Annotated in this window: 20 protein-coding genes and 2 tRNA genes; 9 read left to right on the top strand and 13 right to left on the bottom strand. The window is 64.0% G+C overall.

The annotated features are described in order from the left end of the window. Positions 1–50: 50 nt before the first annotated feature. Positions 51–908 (top strand): SDR family oxidoreductase, encoded by an 858-nt coding sequence (locus DSM43276_RS06945; RefSeq protein ID WP_078328873.1) that lies wholly within the window; start codon positions 51–53, stop codon positions 906–908. Then, positions 905–2,353 carry a flavin-containing monooxygenase gene (locus DSM43276_RS06950; RefSeq protein WP_078328874.1) on the top strand — a complete coding sequence of 483 codons (1,449 nt, stop codon included), beginning with the start codon at positions 905–907 and terminating at the stop codon, positions 2,351–2,353. The genes DSM43276_RS06945 and DSM43276_RS06950 overlap by 4 nt, the downstream gene beginning before the upstream one ends. A gap of 6 nt (positions 2,354–2,359) precedes the next feature. On the opposite strand, the gene DSM43276_RS06955 is transcribed toward DSM43276_RS06950, so the two are convergent. Both DSM43276_RS06955 and DSM43276_RS06960 read right to left on the bottom strand, forming a co-directional pair. After that, the gene (locus DSM43276_RS06955; protein ID WP_078328875.1) at positions 2,360–3,175 is read right to left on the bottom strand and encodes an aldo/keto reductase; all 816 of its coding nucleotides are present in this window, start codon (positions 3,173–3,175) and stop codon (positions 2,360–2,362) included. A 122-nt stretch (positions 3,176–3,297) separates the two neighbouring features. Then, positions 3,298–3,373 (bottom strand) — tRNA-Lys (locus DSM43276_RS06960). A 158-nt stretch (positions 3,374–3,531) separates the two neighbouring features. Here DSM43276_RS06960 and DSM43276_RS06965 point away from each other — a divergent pair. Next, positions 3,532–4,749 carry a L,D-transpeptidase gene (locus tag DSM43276_RS06965; RefSeq protein ID WP_078328876.1) on the top strand — a complete coding sequence of 406 codons (1,218 nt, stop codon included), beginning with the start codon at positions 3,532–3,534 and terminating at the stop codon, positions 4,747–4,749. A gap of 361 nt (positions 4,750–5,110) precedes the next feature. Here the strand turns inward: DSM43276_RS06965 and DSM43276_RS06970 are convergent, their stop codons facing one another. The 3 genes from DSM43276_RS06970 to orn all read right to left on the bottom strand — a co-directional run bounded on the left by DSM43276_RS06970 (position 5,111) and on the right by orn (position 7,301). Next, a complete protein-coding gene (locus tag DSM43276_RS06970) occupies positions 5,111–5,998 on the bottom strand; it encodes a DivIVA domain-containing protein (RefSeq protein ID WP_078328877.1) in 888 nt (295 codons plus the stop codon). A gap of 553 nt (positions 5,999–6,551) precedes the next feature. Beyond that, positions 6,552–6,627: transfer RNA gene (locus DSM43276_RS06975), tRNA-His, on the bottom strand. 47 nt (positions 6,628–6,674) lie between these two features. Continuing rightward, a complete protein-coding gene (gene orn, locus DSM43276_RS06980; protein ID WP_109555996.1) occupies positions 6,675–7,301 on the bottom strand; it encodes an oligoribonuclease in 627 nt (208 codons plus the stop codon). A 127-nt stretch (positions 7,302–7,428) separates the two neighbouring features. On the opposite strand from orn, the gene DSM43276_RS06985 reads away from it, so the two are divergent. After that, the gene (locus DSM43276_RS06985; protein ID WP_078328956.1) at positions 7,429–8,955 is read left to right on the top strand and encodes a helicase HerA-like domain-containing protein; all 1,527 of its coding nucleotides are present in this window, start codon (positions 7,429–7,431) and stop codon (positions 8,953–8,955) included. A 35-nt stretch (positions 8,956–8,990) separates the two neighbouring features. Here the strand turns inward: DSM43276_RS06985 and DSM43276_RS06990 are convergent, their stop codons facing one another. Next, complete coding sequence (locus DSM43276_RS06990; protein ID WP_078328879.1) at positions 8,991–9,941, bottom strand: AurF N-oxygenase family protein; 951 nt, start codon at positions 9,939–9,941, stop codon at positions 8,991–8,993. Positions 9,942–10,070: 129 nt separating this feature from the next. Here DSM43276_RS06990 and DSM43276_RS06995 point away from each other — a divergent pair, with 129 nt between their 5' ends. Then, entirely contained in the window at positions 10,071–10,730 is a 660-nt protein-coding gene (locus tag DSM43276_RS06995) for a TetR/AcrR family transcriptional regulator (protein WP_234802983.1), read from the top strand. Here DSM43276_RS06995 and cmrA read toward each other — a convergent pair. After that, positions 10,727–11,530: a mycolate reductase gene (gene cmrA, locus DSM43276_RS07000; RefSeq protein ID WP_078328881.1), complete on the bottom strand. Its 804-nt coding sequence runs from the start codon at positions 11,528–11,530 to the stop codon at positions 10,727–10,729. The two genes, DSM43276_RS06995 and cmrA, sit on opposite strands and share 4 nt — an antisense overlap. 110 nt (positions 11,531–11,640) lie before the next feature. Between cmrA and DSM43276_RS07005 the strand changes: the two genes are divergently transcribed. Beyond that, positions 11,641–12,960 (top strand): MFS transporter, encoded by a 1,320-nt coding sequence (locus tag DSM43276_RS07005; RefSeq protein WP_078328882.1) that lies wholly within the window; start codon positions 11,641–11,643, stop codon positions 12,958–12,960. Here the strand turns inward: DSM43276_RS07005 and DSM43276_RS07010 are convergent. Further along, complete coding sequence (locus tag DSM43276_RS07010; protein WP_078328883.1) at positions 12,957–13,688, bottom strand: MmpS family transport accessory protein; 732 nt, start codon at positions 13,686–13,688, stop codon at positions 12,957–12,959. The two genes, DSM43276_RS07005 and DSM43276_RS07010, sit on opposite strands and share 4 nt — an antisense overlap. A 135-nt stretch (positions 13,689–13,823) precedes the next feature. Between DSM43276_RS07010 and DSM43276_RS07015 the strand changes: the two genes are divergently transcribed. Next, positions 13,824–15,203, top strand: a complete 1,380-nt coding sequence (locus DSM43276_RS07015; protein ID WP_078328884.1) for a cation:dicarboxylate symporter family transporter — start codon at positions 13,824–13,826, stop codon at positions 15,201–15,203. A 15-nt stretch (positions 15,204–15,218) separates the two neighbouring features. Here DSM43276_RS07015 and DSM43276_RS07020 read toward each other — a convergent pair whose 3' ends face one another. Next, positions 15,219–17,054, bottom strand: a complete 1,836-nt coding sequence (locus DSM43276_RS07020; RefSeq protein WP_078328885.1) for an APC family permease — start codon at positions 17,052–17,054, stop codon at positions 15,219–15,221. Positions 17,055–17,187: 133 nt separating this feature from the next. Here DSM43276_RS07020 and DSM43276_RS07025 point away from each other — a divergent pair, with 133 nt between their 5' ends. Then, positions 17,188–17,529 carry a DUF732 domain-containing protein gene (locus tag DSM43276_RS07025; RefSeq protein ID WP_078328886.1) on the top strand — a complete coding sequence of 114 codons (342 nt, stop codon included), beginning with the start codon at positions 17,188–17,190 and terminating at the stop codon, positions 17,527–17,529. A gap of 22 nt (positions 17,530–17,551) precedes the next feature. Here DSM43276_RS07025 and cysC read toward each other — a convergent pair whose 3' ends face one another. From cysC to DSM43276_RS07045, 4 genes are all read right to left on the bottom strand, one after another. Next, on the bottom strand, positions 17,552–19,429 hold the full coding sequence (gene cysC / locus DSM43276_RS07030; protein ID WP_078328887.1) for an adenylyl-sulfate kinase: 1,878 nt from the start codon (positions 19,427–19,429) through the stop codon (positions 17,552–17,554). Next, on the bottom strand, positions 19,429–20,355 hold the full coding sequence (cysD, locus tag DSM43276_RS07035) for a sulfate adenylyltransferase subunit CysD (RefSeq protein WP_078328888.1): 927 nt from the start codon (positions 20,353–20,355) through the stop codon (positions 19,429–19,431). The genes cysC and cysD overlap by 1 nt, the downstream gene beginning before the upstream one ends. Continuing rightward, a complete protein-coding gene (stf0, locus tag DSM43276_RS07040; RefSeq protein WP_078328889.1) occupies positions 20,352–21,155 on the bottom strand; it encodes a trehalose 2-sulfotransferase in 804 nt (267 codons plus the stop codon). The genes cysD and stf0 overlap by 4 nt, the downstream gene beginning before the upstream one ends. Before the next feature lie 61 nt (positions 21,156–21,216). Continuing rightward, on the bottom strand, positions 21,217–22,593 hold the full coding sequence (locus DSM43276_RS07045) for a sulfatase family protein (RefSeq protein WP_109555986.1): 1,377 nt from the start codon (positions 22,591–22,593) through the stop codon (positions 21,217–21,219). A gap of 1,442 nt (positions 22,594–24,035) precedes the next feature. Here DSM43276_RS07045 and DSM43276_RS07050 point away from each other — a divergent pair. After that, complete coding sequence (locus DSM43276_RS07050; protein ID WP_078328892.1) at positions 24,036–24,227, top strand: hypothetical protein; 192 nt, start codon at positions 24,036–24,038, stop codon at positions 24,225–24,227. The last annotated feature ends 2 nt before the right edge of the window (positions 24,228–24,229 follow it).

Raw genomic sequence — 24,229 nt, forward strand, 5'->3', positions numbered from 1 at the left:
GGAATGACATATCATTCCGAAACTGACAAGCCATTCCGTTGGAGGTTGATGTGAGTCGTTATCCGAAGATCGAGCTGCCCGGCGCGGTGGTCGTCATCACCGGCGGAGCCAGGGGAATCGGCGCCGCCACCGCGCGCCTTTTCGCCGAGAAGGGCGCCGATGTCTGGATCGGTGACGTCGACGATGTGGTTGCCAAAGAGACCGCGAACACGATCCCGCGCGCGCAGGCCGGCGCTCTCGATGTCACCAAGCCCGAGTCTTGGACCTCTTTTCTTGATCGAGTGCGCGCGGAGTCCGGTCCTGTCGACATCCTGATCAACAACGCGGGCGTCATGCCGCTGGGCGGATTCGTCGAGGAGAACGAGCGCACCACCGATCTGATTCTCGATGTGAACGTGCGCGGCCCGCTCAACGGCGCGCGCGCCGCGTTGCCGGAGATGGTGGCGCGCGGACGCGGGCACATCGTCAACGTGGCCTCAATGGCCGGCAAGCTCGCCGTCCCCGGCATGGTCACCTACAACGCGTCCAAGTTCGGTGCGGTGGGACTTTCCGTGGCGCTACGCAAGGAGTACGGCGACAGCGGCGTCAGCATCAGCTCCGTACTGCCGAGCGCGGTCCGGACCGAGCTGGCCTCGGGCGCGCCGCTGGGCAAGGGCATGCCGACCGTCGACCCGGAGGACGTGGCCGCCGCGATCGTGCGCAGCATCGACACCCGTCGCGCGCAGATCTCCGTGCCGGGCTGGCTCGCGTTCGTGTGGGGACTGGTGGAGCTGTTTGTGCCGGAACCGGTTGAGCGACTTGGCCGCCGACTCATCGATGATCGCCGGGCATTGACGTCGCTGGATCTGAACGCGCGTGGTGCCTACATCGAACGCATCGAGCGTCAGAGCCAGGAGCACCAGAAGTGAGCGACCGGCGCCAGCCCAAGGTCGTCGTCGTCGGCGCCGGCATGGCCGGAATCGCGGTGGGACACAAGCTTAAAGAAGCTGGCTTCGACGATTTCACCATCCTGGAGAAGGGTGATGACGTCGGCGGTGTCTGGTACTGGAACCGCTATCCGGGACTGACCTGCGACGTGCCCTCGCAGGCCTACCAATACCCGTTCGCGCCACGGATGGACTGGCCGCGACTCTTCGCTACGGGTGGAGAGATCCAGGCATATCACCGCCAGGTCGCCGAGGATCTCGGTGTGATGTCGCATATTCGGTGCGGGCAGGAAGTCACGGCGGCGGCGTTCACCGGGGCGGGCTGGCGGGTGACCACCGCGGCGGGGGAGACCCTGGAGTGCGATTTCCTGATCGCCGCCACCGGCGTGTTGCACCACCCGAACATTCCCGACATTCCCGGCCTCGACAGCTTCCAGGGCAAGGTGGTGCACACCGCGCGCTGGGATGATTCAGTGGTGCTGGAAGGAAAGCGCGTCGCCGTGATTGGCACGGGTTCTACTGGTGTGCAGGTGGTTTCGGCAATGCAGCCCGTTGTCGATCAGGTGACGTCATTCATCCGGACCCCGCAATGGGTGCTGTGGGCGCCGATGGCGATGCGCCAGCCAAAGTTCGTCGCCAAGGTGTTGGAGGCCCTGCCCACCGAACGCATCGTGCGATTCAGCGCGTTGACGGGCACCGATGCGCTGGTGAACATCGTGACCCGGCCCGGCTGGGGCCGGCGGTTGGTGCAGCAGTATGCGCGGGCGTGCCTGCACCTGATTCGCGACAAGGAGCTGCGGCAGAAGCTCACCCCGGACTATGAGCCTCTGTGTAAGCGGCAGGTCTTGTCGGGGTCGTTCCACCGTGCCGTCCAGAAGCCGAATGTCGAGATCGTCACCGACCGCATCGACAGAATCACGCCCACCGGGATCGTGACGATGGACGGCGTCGAGCGCGATTTCGACGTGATTGTGCTGGCCACCGGATTTCAGGCGCACAACTACATGCGGCCCATGAATCTGGTTGGCAAAGACGGATATTCGATTGACGAGGCCTGGGAGAAGGGTCCCAAGGCTTACCGGATGACCGCCATCCCCGGCTTCCCGAACTTCTTCACCGTGCTGGGCCCCAACTCGCCGACCGGGTCGATCTGGCTTCAGCACACGGCAGAGCGCACCGCCGAGTACATCATCAGCTGGCTGCATCGCTTCGCCCGTGGCGAGATCACCACGGTGGAAGTGAGCCGTGAGGCCACCGATGAGTTCAACGACCAAGCGCGCGAGGCGATGAAGCCCACGGTGTGGGCCACCGGCTGCAACTCCTGGTATCTCACCGAAGACGGATCGGTGGACCTGTGGCCCTTTGATCGAAAGACGATGGAGCGCATGCTCGCATCGCCCGAGGAGAGCCACTACATCGTGCAGTGATGCGCGTTAGCGCAGGTTGAACGTCGCGGGGTCCGGGCCGATGCGACCATCGGCGGCGTCGAGCCCGGTGATCCGCTCCACCTCGTCGGTGCTGAGCTCGAATCCGAACACATCGACGTTGGCCGCGATGCGCGCCGGCGTCACCGATTTGGGGATGACGACGTTGCCCAGCTGAAGATGCCACCGCAGGATCACCTGAGCGGCGCTCACCCCATGGGTCTCGGCGATGGCGCCGATCGTCGGGTCATCCAGGACGGTGCCCTGACCGAGCGGTGACCACGCCTCGGTGGCAATGCCGTACTCGGCGTGGAAGGCGCGCAGCTCGGGCTGGGTGAACCGGGGATGCAGCTCGATCTGGTTGAGAGCAGGTACTTCTCCGGTCTCGTCGATCAGCCGTTGGAGATTGTCGATGGTGAAATTGCTGACCCCGATGGCCCTGGCGCGGCCGTCGGCCTGAATGCGCTGCAGAGCCTTGAAGCTCGCCACGTATTCGTCGAGCTCGGGCACCGGCCAGTGGATGAGGTACAGGTCCACGTAATCGGTGCCCAGGCGTGCCAGAGAGGCGTCAAAGGCGCGCAGCGCGCTGTCGTAGCCCTGATCGGCATTCCACAGCTTCGTGGTCAGGAAGATATCGCCACGAGGAATCCCGGACTCTGCGATGGCGGCGCCGGTGCCCTCCTCGTTCTCGTACACCTTCGCGGTGTCGATGCTGCGATATCCGACCTGCAGCGCTGTCGACACGGCCGAGCGCGCCTCATCGTCGGGCACCTGCCATACCCCATAGCCGAGCTGGGGAATCGTGGTACCGGAATTGAGCGTCACATTGGGGACTACCTGGGGAACCGTCACGGTCAACCCAACACGGGCCGGCGCCGGGTATTCCCGGGGGACCTCGAGATAACAGAAACGCCCCGCTCCCAAACCTGGGAACGAGGCGTTGCTGGTGGTGCGCCGTCAGGGGCTCGAACCCCGGACCCGCTGATTAAGAGTCAGCTGCTCTACCAACTGAGCTAACGGCGCGTGAACGTGCGTGGAAGACCTTAGCAGCCCCGGTGCCCGTAACGAAAATTGTCGTCCCGGCGATAGCCCGGTCGCGTTGATTGAGGTGGTCGTCGACCTTCACGAGCCCGTACAATCATGGCTGAAATCGCATGCACGAGATTCAAAGGGAGCAAAGCATGACCCAGGGTCGTCCACGCCTGTTGGTTGGCGCGCGTCGGCGGTGGGCGTCCGTGCTCGTTCTCCCGATCGTGGCGATGGCTGTGCTGGCCGGGTGCTCGAGTACCGCGTCCCAGGAACCGCCGAAAGTCATTGACAAGGCAACGCCTTACGCCGATCTGTTGGTACCCAAGTTGGCGATGTCGGTGAAGGATGGCGCCGTCGGCGTCCCGGTCGATGCGCCCGTGACGGTGACTGCGGGCGAGGGCGTGCTCGGAACCGTCACCATGGTCAACTCCGATGGCAAAGAGATCGCCGGCGAGGTCGGTCCCGATGGTGTGAGCTGGTCCACCACCGAGCCGCTCGGCTATGACAAGCAGTACACCCTGAGTGCCGATGCCCGGGGCCTTGGCGGGCAGGCCCGTGCCAATGCGACGTTCCGCACTCATTCGCCGGACAACATGACGATGCCGTATGTCATGCCGGGGGACGGTGAGGTAGTCGGCATCGGGCAGACGGTCGCCATCAGGTTCGACGAGAGCATTCCGAATCGGGCCGCGGCAGAGAAGGCCATCAAGATCACCACGAACCCACCCGTCGAGGGTGCGTTCTATTGGTTGAACAACCGCGAAGTGCGTTGGCGCCCAGAGGCGTTCTGGGAGCCCGGAACATCGGTCGACGTGAAGGTCAACACCTACGGGGTGGACCTGGGCAACGGCGTCTTCGGGCAGGACAACGTGACGTCCCGTTTCGCCATCGGCGACGCGATCATCAGCCGCGTGGATGACAACAACAAGGTCGTCAACGTCGAGCGGAACGGCGAGATCATCAAGACGATGCCGACGTCGATGGGTAAGGACAAGGCGCCCACCAACAACGGCACCTACATCATCGGCGAGCGGTTCAAGGATCTGATCATGGATTCCTCGACCTACGGCGTCGCGGTCAATTCGCCCGACGGATACCGCACCAAGGTGCAGTACGCCACCCAGATGTCCTATAGCGGGATCTACGTGCACGCCGCACCGTGGTCCGTCGGTGCGCAGGGGCGCACCAACACCAGCCACGGCTGCCTGAATGTCAGCACCGCGAACGCAAAATGGTTCTACGAGAACACCAAACGTGGTGACATCGTGATCGTCTCCAACACCGTCGGCCCGGTGCTATCCGGTACCGAGGGCCTGGGTGACTGGAACATCCCGTGGTCGCAATGGAAGGCCGGAAACACCCGGAACTAGCGGTATCGCATCTGAGTGGTCCACCGCACGCTCACCGCTCAAGCTCGCTACGGGCTACTGCGAGGTCAACCACGGGCCGGTAAGCGGCGACACGCTCCGCGGTCCACCCGGGAAGACCGAGTGCCGCCTCGTCGGTGGCGATCCGATAGATCAACGCGCGGATCGACTAGATCCCCGATCCGCCACGTCCCGCCCTGGCCGCCGGGCAGCGCGACGGGTTCGCCGGACGTGCCGAATGCGGCCAGCACCGTCTTCGGCGGGATTGCATGCGGTGACGGCATATCACAGGGTCGCACTCGGACTCACGACTTGTATGCAACGTGCGCCCCGCTTCGGGCGTACGGGGCTTTCGGTCGGCCGTTTAGCCTTCGATGACCTTCTGATCGAGCACTCGCTTGGACGGCACCATGATGATCGACTTGGAGTTGTCGCGGTCGCGGTAGGCGGACTCCAGGATCGACGGGATGCTCTCGAGCTTGCCGTGCACGCTCATGAGCTGCTCCAGGATTGAGATGCGCTGCTGGCCAACCTCTTCCACCGAGCGGCGGGCCTGGTCCAGGCGGCGCTCGATCTGCTCGTCGGCCAGGCGCAGGCGGCGTTCTGCCTCGTCCTTGGCATCGGTAAGGCGCTTCTCGCACTCGGCCTGCGTGCTGCGTCGTTGCTCATCGACGGTCGATTGGGTGTCGGTACGCAGCTTGGTCAGCTCTTCGTCCAGCTCCGTCTCGGCCTTTTCGCGCCGCTTTGCCTCCGCCGAGCGGAGTCGCTCGGACTCGCTGACCGCCTGGGCGACAATCTGATTGGCTTCCTCGCGCGCACGCGCCATGACCTCGGTGTACTCGGTCTCCAGCGCGCTCTGTCGCGCCGCCATGTCGGCGAGCATTTCCTTGTGCTTAGTGCGCATGGCTTCGGCATCGGACTTGGCGGCGGCGACCAGCGCGGCCGACTCGGTGCGTGCCTCGCTCTGCATCTCGGAGACCTCATCGACGGCGATGCGGAGCATCTTGGCCATCCGGTCGGTCATCGCGTGCGCCGACGGTGAGGTGTCGTTGAGGTTGGATACCTCGTCCTTGAGGGAGGAGACCTGCTTGGTGGTTTCCTCGAGACGAGTCTTGAGAGTCTCCACGTCGTTCAGTCCGGACTGATGCATGATCGTCAGCCGGCTGATGTACTCGTTGACTTCGATCGGGTCGTACCCGTTGCGAGTGCGAGTGAAATTCCGAGTGGACTCGTTAGCGGTTGTCACGGTCACTAGTACCCCTTGAAGCAGGCCATGGAAGTAATGGGAGGGCGTTAGCCCGCGAAGAGTATGACACGCGTTACCAGTTCCCGTATACCAATGTTGGTAAAGACTGGATCGTGACGTAACCAGATTTACCGTGGTCGACATGCCTGGTCATGGGGCCAATATTGATCAGTACGTTCAGGTGTGATCGATGCCAGCATGCGCGCCGTGGATTCCCCGCCGGCGCGTCGCTTCGTGAAAGTGATTTGCTATCTAATTTTGACGACAGTCACTGCCGGTATGTGCTTTTCGGGCCTGTTGGTTTGCCATAGATCGCGTCGTGAAACGTATTGCCTACAGAGGGCGTTTCCTGAAACCGATCTTGATCGCTCGATCCCAGGTAGCGATAGTGCCGCCTACCTGATCGCGGTATGGGGTATCTAGCTCGGCGCGACGGTTCGTGCCGCGACCGTGTCGCGGACCAGGAAGAACGGCACGGCGGTGCCGACGGTCAGCGTCTCAGACGTTCGAACGTGAGAAACGGAATCGCCGCCTACTTGCGTAGACGGCGATTCCGATATGGGGTGGCTGACGGGACTCGAACCCGCGACAGCCAGGATCACAACCTGGTGCTCTACCAACTGAACTACAGCCACCATTGCCGCGCGAAGCGGCGTGAAAGATCTTAACCGGTGAGGGCGCCTTAGGCCGAATCGGTATCCGGAGCGTTATCCAAGTTCGCCACGATCGCGACAAGGTCACTGGTAGAGGGCCCGGGGTCGGGAACGAATGCCGCGCGCCGGTAGTAGCGCAGCTCGCGGATCGACTCCTTGATGTCGGCGAGGGCCCGGTGGGCCAATCCCTTGTCGGGCTGGCCGAAGTAGATCCGCGGGTACCAGCGGCGGCAGAGCTCCTTGATGGAGCTGACGTCGATCATCCGGTAATGCAGGAAGTCATCGAGCTGCGGCATATCCCGTGCGATGAATCCGCGGTCGGTGGCAATGGAGTTCCCGGCCAGGGGAGCGACCTTGGCGGCGGGCACATGCTGGCGGATGTAGTCGAGCACCAGCGCCTCGGCCTCTTCCAGGGTGACCGTCGACTTGCGGACCTCATTGGTGAGCCCGGACTTGGCATGCATGTCCTTGACCACCGGAGGCATCGCGGCCAGGGCCGCGTCATCGGCGTGAATGACGAGGTCGATGCCCTCGCCGAGGATGTTGAGATCGCCGTCGGTGACAAGGGCGGCGATCTCGATCAGCTTGTCCGAGCCGAGGTCGAGCCCCGTCATCTCGCAGTCGATCCAGACCAGTTCTTCGCGTGGAGCGCTCACAGTCTGACCACAGTAGCGGTACGTGTGATCCGCGAGTGTGACGTCAGCACGGAATTTCGCGAGCAATCCTGTGTCGACGCCACACCGAGCGATGACGGAGTCGCTTTGGGGCGTTAGGGTCGTGGCCATGGCCGAGCAGACCACCGCGGGAGCCACGCCCGCACAGCAGATCGCCGCCGGATACGCCACCACAGGTCAGGCACTTGAACTGGGGTCGGTCGTGGTGGACGGCACCGTCGACCCGGCGGCGCGTATCCGCATTCCGTTGGCGACCCTCAACCGGCACGGCCTCATCGCCGGCGCGACCGGTACAGGCAAGACCAAGACCCTTCAGGTGATCGCCGAGCAGCTCAGCGCCGCCGGAGTGCCTGTGGTCATGGCCGACGTCAAGGGCGACCTGTCCGGCATCTCCAAGCCCGGCGAGGCCAGCGATAAGACGGCGGCTCGCGCCAAGGACACCGGTGACGACTGGGCGGCCTCGGGCTTTCCGACGGAGTTCGTCTCCCTCGGTACCACTGGGATCGGTGTGCCCGTCCGTGCCACCATCCGCAGCTTCGGGCCGATTTTGTTGTCAAAGGTGCTGGGGCTCAACGCCACCCAGGAATCAACGCTGGGGCTGATCTTCCACTGGGCGGATCAACAGCAGCTACCACTGCAGGATCTGAAGGATCTGCGCGCGGTCATCACGTACCTGACCAGCGATGAGGGCAAGGCGGATCTGAAGAACCTCGGTGGCGTGTCGGCGGCGACGGCGGGCGTGATCCTGCGAGCGCTGATCAATCTGGAGGCCGACGGTGGCGACACATTCTTCGGCGAACCCGAAATCGATCCGAACGATCTGATGCGTACGTCCGGAGACAAGGGCGTTATCACGCTTGTCGAGCTAGGGGCGCAGGCTGCGCGGCCGGTTCTGTTCTCCACTTTTCTGATGTGGATTCTGTCTAACCTGTTCACGAAGCTGCCTGAGGTCGGCGACGTTGACAAGCCGAAGCTCGTGTTCATCTTCGACGAGGCGCACCTGCTGTTCGCCGACGCGTCGAAGGCGTTCCTGGAGCAGGTGGAGCAGACGGTCAAGCTCATCCGTTCCAAGGGTGTTGGCGTGTTCTTCTGCACCCAGCTGCCCACCGACGTGCCCAACAACGTGCTCTCGCAGCTGGGTGCGCGCGTTCAGCACGCGTTGCGCGCGTTCACCCCCGAGGACCAGCAGGCCCTTACCAAGACCGTCAAGACCTATCCCAAGACCGATGTGTACGACATGGGCACGGCGCTGACCTCGCTGGGCATCGGCGAGGCGATCGTTACGGTGCTCTCTGAGAGGGGCGCGCCGACGCCGGTGGCGTGGACCCGGATGCGTGCGCCGCGTTCGCTGATGGCCGCCATCGGTGACGACGCCATCAAGGCCGCCGCCGAGTCCAGCCCCCTCCAATCCAAATACGGCCAGACGGTCGATTCGCGATCGGCCTTCGAGGTTCTCGCCGAGAAGGCGGCCCAGGCAGAGCAGGACGCCCCCGTCGGGGAGGCTCCCGCGAAGAAGGGCGCCAAACCGGTACCTGAGAAGCCCAGCTGGTGGCGGCGTCTGCTCAGCAACAGGAGCTTTCAGAGCTTCCTCAGCGCGCTGGGCAAGCAGCTCATCCGCAATATGGGTAAGAAGTAAGGTCGGGACAGATCGTGCGTAGTCGCCGCTGAGACCTAGGCGTCTGCCGCCCGTTTCGATTGTGGGACAAAATCTTTGGGCAGCATGCGGGATCGCCGCCAGAGGTGCTCCACCAGTCGGCCTTCGAGCATGTTGGCCTCGTCCATGACGCGGACCAGACGCTCGCCGAAGAACCGCAGATTCGCGTGATAGTGCGGATTGCGTAGGGCCGTCCATGCCGTTCGCAAAGGCGGAAGTCCGGCATCGCGGTACACGGCCGGTTGCACCATGACCAGTGGCACCACCGCCGCGCCGGCGGCAACGATCAAGCGCTCCACGGCCATACGGGCACGGCCGGTGCGTGCGACGGCCCGGTTCAGCGCCACGCGCGCGTAGCTGATGTGCCGGGCCTCCTCCACGACGTGGATTTTGGCGATCGCCCGGGTGCGGGGCTGGAGCGTCTCGTCGTTCATGGTCTGACGCTGTAGCCGATCCAATATTTCCTCGACCATGAGCATCATCGAGAAGATCGTCGCCGACAGCGGGGCGAGGGCGGTGATGCCCACCAAGGCCCGGGCAATCATCGGCGGGTCATAGCTGCGATCACTCAGTGTGTTGATCTGGCGGCCGAACATCACCGAGTGGCGACACTCGTCGGCGACCTCGGTCAGCGCGTATTGCGCTGTGGCGCTGCGGGGGTCGCTGACCGAGGCCAGCTTGAGCATGGGGTGCATCAGGGCGCTCTCGGCGAGAATGCCCCAGCTGGCCAGGGCCGACGCCTCCAGGCGTCCGAGCCGAATCTTCTCCTCCTCGGTCATCCGGTCGAAGATCTTTGTGCCGTACAGCGAGATGTATTTGTCGGGCACATAGCGCAGTCCCGGAACGTCGGGTGCATCCCAATCGACGTCCACCTCCGGGTTGTAGGAGCGCTCGACCGATGAACGCAGGAGCCGTACTGCCGTCCGCTCGATGGGTGAGTCGTCTTCGACGATGGGCGTTTGTGACATGACGTGTCTCCCGCTGCTCGGTCCGCCAACTTCTTTAGATGGTACTGAAAAGTACCGGGTACTTAGAGTAGCGTCAATGGCATGTCAGGTCACGGTGATGCCCGGCGTGAACGCTGGGTGCAGCACAAGGTGCGCGTGCGCCGGAAATTCGTCGCTGCGGCAGTGGTCGCGATCGAGAGAAACGGCCCGTCGGCCACAGTGGAGGATGTCGTCCGCGTGGCGCACTCCGCTAAACCCAAGCTGTACCGGCATTTTGAAGACCGCAATGATCTCTTCGACTCGGTGGCACAGGCCATGGTGGCGGGCGTCCGGCACCAGTTGACCGCGGCCGTCGACATCTGCATCCCGCCGCGACATTCCGCGCAGCGCGCCGCGTCCGTCTTTCTCGAGCTGGTGCAACGGTTCCCGCAATCGACGCGCTTCCTCGTCGAGCATCAGATGGTGAGCGTGCGGGGAAAGCCGGCCCCGGCTCTGCGTGACGACGGTGCGATCGCCGAACTCGCCGCGGTGATCTCGTCGTTTCTCGAGCGCGTCAACGTGCACCCGGCCGGCGCGGATCAGCTGGCCGCCGCGTTGATCGGCACGGCGGCGACGACGGCGTTATGGCGAGCAGCTCGGGGCGCCGCACCTGACGAGGGCACCGGCGAACGCCTAGCTGAGACCTTGTGGGCCTCGATCGATGTGTTCCTGCGGTCGAAGGGTGTCATCATCGACCCGCAGCGAGCGCTCGATCCGGGGAAGGTCGAGACGGCCCGCGCGGCGCTACTGGACTTGCGGGGCGACGGTTAGTCGCCGAGCTTCTTGTAGAAGCTGCCCACTATCGGGGCGACGATGGCGCGCGGCGCATAGCCGGCGGCCACCGACATTGCCTTCGACGTGATGCCGGGGACGACGCGCATCTTATTGCGTTCCAACGCATTCAGTGAGACCCGCGCGGTGTACTCCCCGTTGATCCACAGGAAGTCCGGAACCACTTTGTCGACGATCGACGCCTCGGCGGGGTCGGGCTCGACGGTGCGCACCGGTCCGGGTGCGAGCAGCGTGACATGTACCCCGGTGCCTTTGAGTTCACCACGCAGCGACTCGGAGAAGGTGTTCGCGAATGCCTTGGTCGCCGCGTAGGTGGCGTTGTTGGGAATCGGGGAGTTACCGGCCGCCGATCCCGAGATCAGGATGCCGCCGGCTCCACGCTCGAGCATGCCGGGTAGCACCGCCAGCGTAAGGTCGTGCACCGCAACCGCGTTGAGCTGCACTTGCTTGCGTTCGCCCTCGGGGTCCAGATCGCGTATCGGCCCGAACGTCGCGGTTCCCGCGTTGTTGCACAAGATCGAGATGTTGCGCTCGGACAGCTCCTTGCAGAGCGCATCACGCGCGCCGGGGTCGGCGAGGTCCACCGCACGCACCTCGACGATCACGCCCGTCTTCTCGGTCAGGGTGTTCGCGAGGTCGCTGAGGATCTCGCCGCGACGAGCGGTGATGATGAGGTTGTGTCCGCGGGCGGCAAGCTCTTCAGCGAGCGCCGCTCCGATCCCCTGAGAGGCTCCGGTAACGACGGCGCGGGCATCGGGACTTGGTGCGGGTATCGGCATGGGGCAATCGTAAAGGTTGCCCATCGCGCGCCAGGTTACGCTGGTCGGTAATGAGCATGCCTGGGGTCGAGGAGCCTATGGGGCGTCAAGACCCAGGACCCGGCCGACAATTGGATACCCCCGTCTCACGCGGGCGGATAGCTGCCTGGGCGGCGTTCGACTGGGGGTCTGCGGCCTTCAACACCGTCATCGTGATGTTCATTTTCACGCCGTATCTGACCGGCAGAGTCGGCGCGGGGATGCCCGACGGTGTCCCGCAGGGCCTCCTCGGCTGGATGATGGGTCTGGGCGGTGTCCTCGTCTTCGTGCTCGCACCGGTGATCGGTGTGTGGGCCGACACCCCGCGGCGGCGCCGAGTCGCGCTGGGCACCCTCACCACATTGGTGGTGCTCGTTGCCACCTCGATGAGCCTGGTACACGAGGACAACCGCTATCTCTGGCTGGGTCTCGGATTGTATTGCGCGGGTTCGGTGTTCAACGAACTGGCCCAGGTTCCGTACAACGCGATGATGCACGGGCTCACCACCCCCGCCAACGCCTCGCGGGTCTCGGGGCTTGGCCTGGCGGCGGCATACATCGGCGGTGTCGTCGTCCTGCTGGTGTGCTACCTGGGCTTCATCTCGGGGGACGGTCCGACCCGCGGACTCTTCCACATACCCGCCGCCGACGGATTCGACGTGCGCGTCTCGGCCTTGTTGGCGGCGGCGTGGTTCGCCGTGTTCGCGCTGCCGCTGGTCTTATCCCGGCCGGTAGCTGATCCGTGGGCCCCACCGCCCAGCTCACCCGGACTGTTAGGGGTGTACCGGGAGCTGTGGCGCGACCTCGTCGAGCAGTGGCACATGGATCGGCGCATCATCTACTTCCTGATGGCGAGCGCGATCTTCCGCGATGGGATGGTGGCGATGTTCGCGCTGACTCCGGTCATCGCCAACGGGGTCTTTCACTTGTCCGGCGCGGACATCACATTGTTCGGGGTCGCCGGGAACGTCATGGCGGCAGCCGGGGCGGTGTTGGGTGGGTTGATCGATACCCGTTTGGGTTCCAAGGGGATCATCGTCGGCTCGCTCGCCGCGATCGTCGCCCTCGGCATCGTGATGATGTGTCTGTCGGGACCGTCCGCGTTCTGGATCTGTGGGCTTGGCATCGCGGCGTTCGTCGGCCCACCGCAGTCGGCGGCCCGAACGCTGGTGTTGCGCATGGCGCCGGCTGGTCGGGAGGCGTTCGTCTTCGGTCTCTACACCATGACCGGGCGGGCGGTTTCTTTCGCGGGCCCCTGGTTGTTCGCCACATTTGCGCTGCTGTTCCACGCCACCCGTGCGGGAATCGCCGGGCCGGTGTTGATGATTGCGCTGGGACTGGTGGCGGTGATCTTCGTCAAGGTTCCCCGGTATCACCCGGTGACCGGCGAAAACGTCAGCGGCTCAAGCTAGCCCATACCGCTGCAGGTCGCCATCTTCCCGGACGTGGTGCTCTTCCGCGTTCCGTTGACGAGCAAGGTGCAGGACACATCGTGCGAGAAGTCGGCCGCGATCACCACGGCGTTCGTCACCTGCTCGGCGTTCAGCTTGACCTCCTTGCGCCATGGCAGCTTGACGTTGAACTCCATCTGTAGGGATCCGCTGGCATCGAAGTAGGTGACGTTCAGGGCGGGCCCGCGACCGCCGACCTCATAGACGACGGTCTCGGTGGCGGCCTGGCTTCCCTGCGTCGGCGGGTTCACCGGGATCGGCGGAATGGTGAAACTCGGTATCGGCGGCAGGCTCGGCATGCTGGGCGCGGTGGTTGTCGAGGTCCGGGTGGAGGGAGTGGCGATAACTGTTGGGGGTCGGTCATCTTCGCGTTGAATGAGGACGACGAGGGTGGCGATCAGCGCGACGATGACGACCAGCGCACCAACACCGACGACCCACAGCCAGAAGGTGTTCGATCGACGTGGGGGCTCGGGATCCTGCGGGGGAGGACCGTATGAGCCGTATTGCTGCGGCAGCACGGCCGTTTGGTTGGGCTGAGCAGTGCTGGAGAGCGCGGGATACTCGAACGCCTGTGAGGCATAGGCCGGGTCATCGGGGTAGTCCAACGGCTGGCTGGACTGCGACCACGGACCGTATGACGTGGAGCCGCCCGGGGCGGCCGCATCGTCGCGGCGGTTGCTGTCCATGGCCGCCAGGGTACCCGCCAAGCCATCAATGCAGGTGAAAGCCGGTCGGCCGTGTTTTCGGCGGATCATCGCCGGAGGCGGGCAGATGGCGGGGTCGTGCTGTGATCCCGGTCACGGTACGGCACTATAAGGGCCATGACAGCGACCGAATCCACGGCTTCCGGGAGTGCTCCACCGAAGAAACGCAAGGACCGCACGCATTGGCTCTATATCGCGGTCATCGTCGCGGTGGTGCTCGGTGTGGTCGTGGGCATGCTGTGGCCGGGATTCGGAAAATCGGTGGGTGTGCTCGGCGAGATTTTCGTCAGCCTCATCAAGATGATGATCAGCCCGGTGATCTTCTGCACGATCGTGTTGGGCATCGGATCCGTGCGCAAGGCCGCCAGTGTGGGCCGGGTGGGCGGACTGGCGTTCGTGTACTTCCTGGCGATGTCGACCGTCGCCTTGGCGATCGGGCTTGTCGTCGGCAATCTGCTCGCGCCCGGTACCGGACTGCATCTGTCCGGGGCCAACCAGGGGGCGGGCGCAAAATACGCCGACCAGGCTCATGCCGCCGGCGGAACCTGGCATTTCATCAAATCGATTGTGCCGGAGACAATGTTCTCGGCACTGACCTCCGGCAGTGTGCTGCAGACGCTGTTCATCGCGTTACTGGTCGGCTTCGCGGTACAGGCACTCGGATCGACCGGTGAGTCGATCGTGCGCGGTATCGGGATGCTCCAGAAGCTGGTCTTCAAGGTCCTCATCATGGTGCTGTGGCTGGCGCCCATCGGCGCCTTCGGTGCCATTGCCAATGTGGTCGGCCAGACCGGCTGGAACGCCGTCAAGGAGCTGGGCGCACTTATGCTCGGCTTCTACACGACGTGCGCGATCTTCATCTTCGGTGTGCTGGGAGCGCTGCTGTGGGCGGTGGCCCGGGTATCGATCTTCAAGCTGGTGCGGTACCTGGCACGTGAATACCTGCTGATCGTCTCGACCTCGTCCTCGGAATCGGCACTGCCGCGGTTGATCGCGAAGATGACTCACCTCGGTGTCGAGAAGTCGACGGTGGGCATCGTGGTCCCGACTGGCTACTCGTTCAACCTGGACGGGACGGCGATCTATCTGACGATGGCCTCATTGTTCGTCGCCGACGCGATGGGAAAGCCGCTGTCGATCGGTGAACAGATTTCGCTGCTGGCGTTCATGATCATCGCCTCCAAGGGTGCGGCCGGGGTGACCGGTGCCGGAATGGCCACGCTGGCAGGCGGATTGCAGAGCCACCGGCCGGACCTGCTCGACGGTGTGGGCATGATCGTCGGCATCGACCGGTTCATGTCCGAGGCGCGTGCGTTGACCAACTTCTCGGGCAATGCGGTAGCCACGTTGCTCATCGGAACCTGGACCAAGACAACGGATCGCGAGCGGATCAAGACGGTGCTCTCGGGTGCCGATCCGTTCGACGAAACCACCATGCTCGACGATCACGCCGATGCCGCCGCGGACGAGAAGGTGCCCGCGCAGGCGGCCAACTGACGGCGGCGTACGCCGTCAGTTCATGCGATACGGGTAGTTGGCGACAATCGCATCGGTGCGGTCAATGAGGCTGGCTGTCAGCACAATTCCGGTCTGATTGTGCAGGATCTGATGCCAGCGCCGCTTGGTCTTGATCTCGGTGATGAGCACGGTCACCTGGCGGCCGTCGGCCTGGCGCTTCTTGACGTATTCCACCAGGGGAGTCACCAGGGATCGATGCGCGGTAGGCAACACGACGAGCTCAAGTCCCGGGTTCCATTGATCCCAGCGCCTGGTCATCGCGTGTGCCTTCTGATCCGTGCGGCTGATGGTGACCGGCACCACCTCGCCACCGAGGTGCAGTGCCGCCTCCAGTAGCTGAACCGTTCGCTTGTTGATGTCGTCGATCGGCACGATCACCAGGGGCGTCTGGTCCGGGGGATGGGGTGTGAGCGTGGGCAATTCATCGAGTGTCAGTTCGCGTTTGACGCCTTGGTAGTAGTTCTCGGTGCGCCCGAAAAGCAGAATCAGCAGGGGGATGACGATGACCAGCAGCCACGCGCCCTCGGTGAACTTGCTGGCGAAGAACACGACCATGGCGACGGCCGAGAGTGCTGCACCGAACCCATTGAGTACGGCCTTCCACTGCCAGCCGGATGTGCGGGCGCCGAACCAGTGCTTGACCAAGCCGACTTGGCTGATGGTGAATCCGATGAACACCCCGATCGCGAACAGCGGCAACAGCCGGTGGGTGTCGGCGTCGCTGGCGATGAGGATCAGAGCCGAGAATGCGGCGAGCGCGGCGACGCCGTATCGGTAGACCGGCTTCTCTGCCCGCAACGCGAACAGATGAGGCATCCGGTCGTCCTTGGCGAGCAGGCTCATCAGCACCGGCAGTCCACCGAAGCTGGTGTTGGCCGCGAAGCCGAGGATCAGTGCCACCGTCACATTGGTGACGTAGAACGGTATTCCGGTGCCGAAGGCCGCCGCGGAAAGCTGGGCCAGAATGGTGACGTCACCGCGGGGAACCACGTGGTGTGCCTTGATGAGGATGCTGAGCCCGATCAGCATGAGGCCCAACAGAACTCCCAGGGCGACTTCGGTGTGCTGGGCCCGTTTGATGGCGGGTGTCTTGAAGGCCGGGACGCCGTTCGCGATGGCCTCCACACCTGTGAGGGACGAACACCCGGCCGCGAAGGCCTTCAGAACCAAGATGATTCCGAGTGCGCTGACCGGCTCGATGGGGCCGAGGTCTTTGCCGATGACGGCCACGGGGGTGGAGTGCGCAAGCCCGAAGAGGATGACCGCCAGGATGCACACGATGAAGAGGAGTGTCGGCAGCATGAGCACCTTGGCCGACTCGCTGATGCCGATGAGATTGAGGATTGTCAGGATCGCCAGGCCGATCAGCGTGATGGACAGCAGATGCGGGGCCAGCGCGGGAAAGGCGCTGGCCAGGCTCGCCGCCCCGGCCGCCAGGCTCACCGCGACCGTCAGCACATAGTCGACGACCAGACTCGCTGCGGCCAGCAGACTCGCACCGCGGCCGAGGTCCTTCTTGGCCACGGCGTACGAGCCCCCGCCTTCGGGGTGCACGGCGATGACCTGGCGGTACGAGAACACCAACACGATGAGCAGCACCGTGATCGCGACGGCCACCGGCAGGGTGAAGGTGATGGCACCGACCCCGCCGGCGATCAGGGCGAGGACGATGGCCTCCGGGCCGTAGGCCACCGAGGACAGCGCATCGAGGGACAGCGCCGCGAGCCCACCGACCGAGGTCAGTTTGTGCGCGTCGTCCTTGAGGGCACGGCGCAGGCGCGGGTCGGCAACGCGGGGCGGTACGGGAGGGGAGGGAGGCGCAGAAACCACCGGGGGAGAGTAGGCCCAGACGCAGCGGTTTTCGTGGTTCTTTACGCGATCTTGAGGCCGCGACAGTGGTGTCAATCACGATGACATCTGTGAACCTATGTCCCCTGAGGTCAACGGATGTAGACTCACCGGCATGAAGGGACTCAGTCTTACTGTGATGATCGCGATGGGTGCGGGTGCTGCCGCGATCGCCATGGCCTCCCCGGCACATGCCGATGACGTCAGCTTCAACGAGACACTGCACTCATATGGCATCTACGCGCCGCCGGACAAGACTGCCTACCTCGGCAAGATCGCCTGCCACCGCCTGGACACGGGTCTGGACAAGGACGCCTACCAGGCGACCAATTTCCTGACCAAGAACCTCGATCGCGGCACCTCCACCGAGCAGAAGTGGCAGTTCCTGTCCGCTTCGATCGACGAGTATTGCCCCGAGCAGCGTCCCGTCCTGGAGCGCGCAGCCAGCCACACCTAGGCCGGTTCGTTCTTCACCGCGCTCAGCGAGCGCGGTGAAGAACGTCGAGAACCTGGGCTACCAGCCCGTCGATATCGGCACCGGTGGTGTCCAGGACGAGTTCAGGATTTTCTGGGGCCTCATAGGGCGCCTCGACTCCCGTCAAACCCTTCAACTCGCCCGCGCGGGCCCGTGCGTACAGACCCTTGGGGTCTCGTTTCTCGCATTCGGCCAGCGGGGTGGCGATGTACACCTCGATGAATGGCAGCTTGGCTGCGGCGTTGATGCTGCGCGCGGTCTCCCGATCGGAGCGCAGCGGCGATACCAGCGATGCCAGCGCGACAACCCCGGCGTCGGCGAAGAGCCGTGCCAGGTGCGATACCCGGCGGATGTTCTCGGCGCGGTCGCCCGGCGAGAACCCGAGGTCATCGGAAAGCCCATGGCGCAGGTTGTCGCCGTCGAGCAGATACGCGACCTGCCCGGACTCCACGAGTGCCCGTTCCACCGCCACCGCGATGGTCGACTTGCCGGATGCGGGCAGGCCGGTGAACCAAATGATCGCACCGCGCTGAGTAGTGCTGTCCCAACGGTATTCGCGGTCCAGGGCCGAGGGGTGCCAGCGGATATCTGTACGCGAGTGCGTCTCCGGTTTGACCTCACGCGCCTCGGTGATGGTCCCGGCGCCGACGGTGTCGTTGGACGCCTCGTCGATCAGGATGAATGCGCCGCTGTCTCTGCTGTCGGTATACGAATCAGCCACCACGACCGAGCTGGTGCGCAGGGTGACTGAGCCGATGTCGTTGAGCGCCAACTCAACCGGGCCATCCAGCTCGTCGAGCGTTTCCGGATCAAGCCGGGTATGCAGGGCCTGAACAGTGGCCCGCACCGTCCGGGTGCCCTGCTTGAGTGCGAGCCGGTCACCCGCCCGCAACGGGCCGTTGGTGAACCAGCAGACCGTGGCATCCAGCTCGCGGGCCAGCACCGGCAGCACCGCATCTTCTGCGCCGCTCACCAGCACATCCCCGCGGCCCACATCGATATCGTCGGCCAATTCGATCGACACCGAAAGCGGAGCCACACCGGTGGAACGGTTTTCGTCCAGAGTGTCCACCACCGTCACGGTCGACCGGGTTCCCGACGGCAGGTTTACCACCGGATCTCCGACGCTGAGGGTGCCGCCCGCTAGCCGACCGGTATACCGGCGGCGCTGATCAGCCGTGGGTCGCGAGACCCATTGCACGGGCAGGCGGAGTTTGGCGGGCTCGGGCTGTGGCGGCGAAAGCTCAACGCCCTCGAGATATTCGAGCAGGGTCGGCCCGCTGTACCACGTGGTGTTCTCGGAGCGGTGCACCACATTGTCGCCGAGCTTGGCCGCAATCGGAATGACGGTGATGTCCACCTTGCCGAGCCGGTCGGCCAGCAGATGCAGCTCGCCCTCCACCTCCGTGAACCGCTGCGCGTCGAAGTCGACCAGGTCGATCTTGTTGACTGCGGCGACAAAATGCTTGATACCCAACAACTTTGCGATGCGGGCGTGGCGACGGGTCTGGCGCAGCACCCCGGCACGTGCGTCGACCAGAAGGATGGCGACATGCGCGTTGGAGGCGCCGGTGAACATGTTGCGGGTGTAGCGCTCGTGACCCGGGGTGTCGGCCAGGATGTAGCTGCGGCTCTCGGTGGAGAAGAAGCGGTAGGCGACGTCGATCGTGATGCCCTGCTCGCGTTCGGCGCGCAGACCATCCGACAGTGCGGCGAGGTCGGCGTTCCCCTCGTCGTCGGTGACGGCCTCCAGATGGTCGACCGGCAGGCTGTCGGTGTCGTGGAGCAGCCGCCCGATGAGCGTGCTCTTGCCGTCGTCCACCGAACCGGCGGTGGCGATACGCAGTAGTTGGCGGGTGTCCACCGCGGTCTGGGTGCTCATCAGAAGTAGCCCTCTCGTTTCCGGTCTTCCATAGCGGCCACGGATGTGCGGTCATCGGCGCGGGTCTCGCCGCGTTCGGACACGGTGGCCGCGGAGATCTCCGCGATCACCCCTTCGATCTCGGTGGCCTGGGAGCGGACCGCGCCGGTGATGGTCATGTCGCCGACGGTGCGGTAGCGCACCCATTCGGTGGTGGCAGTTTCGTCGCCGTTTGGGATGGTGTACTCGGAGGTGGCCAGGAGGATGCCATCACGCTCGAACACCTCGCGTTGATGGGCGTAGTAGATCGGCGGCAGCTCAAGGTTTTCCAGCTGGATGTAGCGCCAGATGTCCAGTTCGGTCCAGTTGCTCAACGGAAAGACACGAACCTGTTCGCCCTTGCGGATGCGTCCGTTGTAGAGCGACCAGGGTTCGGGCCGTTGTGCCCGCGGATCCCACTGCCCGAACTCGTCCCGGAAGCTCAGGATGCGCTCCTTGGCACGGGCGCGTTCCTCATCGCGCCGCGCACCGCCGAATGCCGCATCGAACCCGCCGGCCTCCAACGCGTCCAGCAGGGTTCGGGTCTGTTGACGATTACGTGAGGCGCCCGGGCCCGGGTCGGCGACCCGCCCGGCATCGATCGTCTCCTGTACGGAGGCGACGATCAGTTTGTGGTCGTGCCCGATGGTTCGGCGGTCACGGAACTCGATCACTTCGGGGAAATTGTGTCCGGTGTCGACGTGCAGCACCGGGAAGGGCAGCGGTGCGGGCCGGAAGGCCTTCTCGGCCAACTTCAGCAAGACGATCGAGTCCTTGCCCGCGGAGAACAGCAGCACCGGGCGCTGCAGCTCGGCGGCCACCTCCCGGATGATGTGCACCGCCTCGGCCTCCAGCAGCCGAAGCTCGTTGACCTGCAACAGATCGGGTGTCGTCGCGGTGTCGCTCATAGTGGCAGCCCCTCTCTTTCCGCGTCCGTCCGGTATCGGTCCACCCAGTCGTCGGACCGCTGATCTGCCTGTCGTTCCAGCACAGGCGGTGGCGCGAGTCGCGGGTCTTGCCCCAGTGCCTCCAGCACGGTGGCGACCACCTGGGTCAGGTTGCGCCAGAGGTACGGGTACGAGACGTCGATGGGCTCGATGTTCTCCTCGGCGAACCAGCGGCGCCACCCCGCCTCCTGCGCCTGCAGCATGGTGATGACATGGGCGATGGCCCCGGCGTGGTACTCGGCGCGGGCATCACGCCCCGGATCCGGACGTCCGCGCCATACCCGGGTCTGCACCGCGCGCCAGAACGAAACCGCTTGGGACACAACGTCTGGCCGGTATACGTGCACCAGCACCGGGTTGCTCCCGACAACGTCGCGGATGCCGGCGAGCAATCCTTCGCCGGAACGCTCGGGAAGATCCTGGGCGCGGTCCAAGAGCAGCGGGGTCTGATTCCACATGAGCTTGCCGCCCCAGATTCCGTTGGGGGTGCGGCCCACGGTGCGGATGTAATCGCGCCAGATGCTCGCGGGCGCCAGGTCGGGCTTGCCCGCGTCCAAGGGATCGAGCAGACGCAGGATCGACTCGTCCTGTACGTCGGCGAACCATTCCCGCGGCTGCGGAGACATGCTCGTGGTGGGCAAGTACTGGAAGAACTCCTGTGGTTCGCCGGCCACGCCGGTCGCTCGCAGGGATTCCACCAGCAGGGTGCTGCCACTGCGCTGCGATGCGAGCACCAGATATGCGGTGGGATGGTCGGGCATGCGCAGTAGCCTAACCGCAATTGTTTTGTATTCGACTAATTGGGTTCGCCGTGAATTGCAATCACGGCGAACGTAACTGTTGTTCGATACCACGCTCGTCGGCGATGGCGGAACGGTTGGCTCCGGGCCTGCCATGGATGCGTAAGAATGTCTCGGTGTAGCGCTCGGAAATGCGTGTGCCCGCGAAATCGGAGGGAATGACGTCGAGAGTCTTCTCTCGCCAATCGTTGAGGCGCAGTGCCAGATCGTCGGCGATGGCCTGGGACTTCTCGTTAGGATCGAGTCCCAGCAGGTTGTGTGCCTCGCCCGGGTCGTTGACAAGGTCGTAGAGCTCGCGATGCGGGCGAGGATTGGTGATGTGCGTGGCGACGGCCCGCCCCGGTGGGCTGTCGGCAATGTCCCACGGCAGGTCTAGCACCGGCCTGGGTGCGTAATTCTCTATGTAGCTGTAATTCTTTGTTCGAATGGCCCGAATGGGATCAAAAGAATCGTGATATGTCTTCGCGGTGAATACCTCGGAGCGGACTTGTTCCAGTTCGCCCGTCGGTTTCAGAATATTGTCGGCATGTGAAATTCCCTGAATCTCCTCGGGAATGTCGACGCCGAGTAAGCCCAACAGGGTGGGCAGTAGATCGACCCCGCTGAAGAGCTCGTCGTACCGCACCGATTCGGTGGTGCGGCCCCGCGGAGGGCGGACGATCAATGCGATCCCAGTACCGGCGTCGTACAGAGTGGACTTGGCCCGTGGCAACGCCGGGCCGTGATCGGTCATGAAGACGACCCAGGTGTTCTCATCGAGGCCCGTCTCGGCCAGCACCTGCAGCAGTTCACCGACCTTGGCGTCGGCCACCGCGATCGAGCCATAGAACTCGGCGAGGTCGTCGCGCACGTCGGGGGTGTCGGGTAAATAGTCCGGGACGTTCACCGTGTCGGCGTCGGACGGTTCATAACGCTCCCGAGGAAAGGGGCGGTGCGTTTCGAAGAATCCGGCGGTCAGTAGAAACGGCGCGTTGGGGGAATTGCGCAACCAGCGGCTCGCGTGTTCCACCACGTATTCGCAATACGAGTTGGATACGTCGTACTCGTCGAATCCCAGGGTGGCCGGATACGCCGTTTCATGCTGCATTCCGAACAGTGCTGTGTACCAGCCCGATCCGGACAGAATGTGGGGGAGCGTGCGCACTCCGGCGCGGTATTCCCAGCCGTGATGAGCCAGGCCGATAAGGCCATTGCTCTGCGGGTACCGGCCGGTGAAAAGCGAACCACGCGACGGTGAGCACAGCGGCGCGGTGGCATGCGCGCGGGTGAACAGGATGCCATCGGCGGCCAGCTGGTCCAGGTGTGGGCTGGACACGTCCGGGTGCCCGTAGACGCCTAGGTAGCGGCCGAGGTCGTGCCAATGCACGATCAGAACGTTGTCTCGTGACGCTTCGGTCACTGCGCTCCCTTCCTGGGGTTCGACGGTCCAGCCAACAGTGTGCATCCGTTGTCTGGCAACCCTTCGGCTCACCACGAGAGACTTCGGCGGCCGCGGCTCCGCGCACACGGCCTATCTGGAACTATAGGGGTCTATTTGCTACTTGGCTGCGGACAGTGGCGGATCCCCAGTGATGTGTGCTGGATGCGTACAGAAGGTAATGCTTGCTAAGCAATCATTGTCTACCTCCGGAGATAGCGCTATACGGCGCGCGCCGGTGGTCTGTCGCCCCGATGTCGAGTTCGACGGCCTCGCAACTCTTGATCGCCCTGGCCTCTCCGGACGCGTTCAAGCCGTCAGCAAGGAGACTCTCGTGATGAGGTGCAGTTCGGGAGGGAATCGCCGAGCCGTCTGAGATACGGGCTCTCAGGAGCCGGGACCTGATATCGGCTTGTCAAAGTGCACTCACAACGCTGCACACCCGTCACGTCTCCACCTATTGAGACCATTACCGGGCAGATAGTCCAAGAATGGCTGTAGTCAATATCCACACACTGTGATTAAAAACACATTTTTAGCAAACTCATCTTATGTATCGGCCGCTCTGGCTTGTGGGATTCTGTCCTCTCAGGGGCAAAGGCCATGGTGAACACTTTGCCCATGCCTGCGCATGGTTGGCGCCATGCTCAAGGAAATGTCCGTGAGCTGGCTTGCGTCACTACGAGCAAACTCGTTATCGATGCTTTCCGTCGGGAATCCAAGCTCGGCCCGAGCTTGGTGGGGTCGCCGTTGTTCTGTTGCTGAGGTGGGAACTGGATGCTCATTGAGTGGGAGTTTCGACATGAGCGAGCAAAGGTGTGGGCAGCGATTTGGGATGCGGATCAGTGGCCGCTGGGTGTGAGCGGATTCAGCCCGGTCGTCGGCACGGTGTTCGTCGGTGGTCCGTTCCCGACTATGGGGACTGATTATGTTGGCAGTCTCGAGTGTGAAGTGACCGAGCTGGTGCCGGTCAAGATGATCGCCATCGATGTTGTGGCACCCAGAATCTCGGGTCCGGCATCCACGTGGGAGTTTCGCTCTGAAATGTTCGACCGTGACGATGGTGGCACCCGAGCCGTCACGACCATCCACGGCGTTGATCCGACGAGTCGTGATGAGAAGGTCGCTCTCGGAATCTTCACGTCGGTGGCCTCATGGATATACGGTCACGCGAGCAACGGTCTCGACCATCCCGCCCCGCGGCTTCCCGGCCGGCTTAGCAGAGGAGCGAAACAGCGCGGTCGACTCCCGAGACCAGCCGACCACGGAGATGGCGAAAATGATTGTGAAGAAACGACATAGCCACAGGCCGCGTTTAGGCGCCTGCTAATTCTGCCTCGCTCACGGCGCGGTGTAGCCCCGACAATTGGGGAACCAAGCGGTACATACCTTCTGGCGGATCGGGCCGAACCGGCAAGGTCGTCATGTGGACCGGGCTGATACTCGCGGTTCTCGCTCCCGTCATGGCTGCCCTCTGGATGATGGCCGCACCGAGCGTCGTGGCCGAAGGCAGCAGCCAGAGCGCACATCACCACCACGCCGTCACTCAGACCGGCGACGCCAGCCACCAGAGCCTCGTCAACAGCGGTGGCGCCAAGCTCAACAACCAGTGGTGACG

The sequence above is a fragment of the Mycobacteroides salmoniphilum genome (assembly GCF_004924335.1).
GTDB classification, from domain to species: Bacteria; Actinomycetota; Actinomycetes; order Mycobacteriales; family Mycobacteriaceae; genus Mycobacterium; species Mycobacterium salmoniphilum.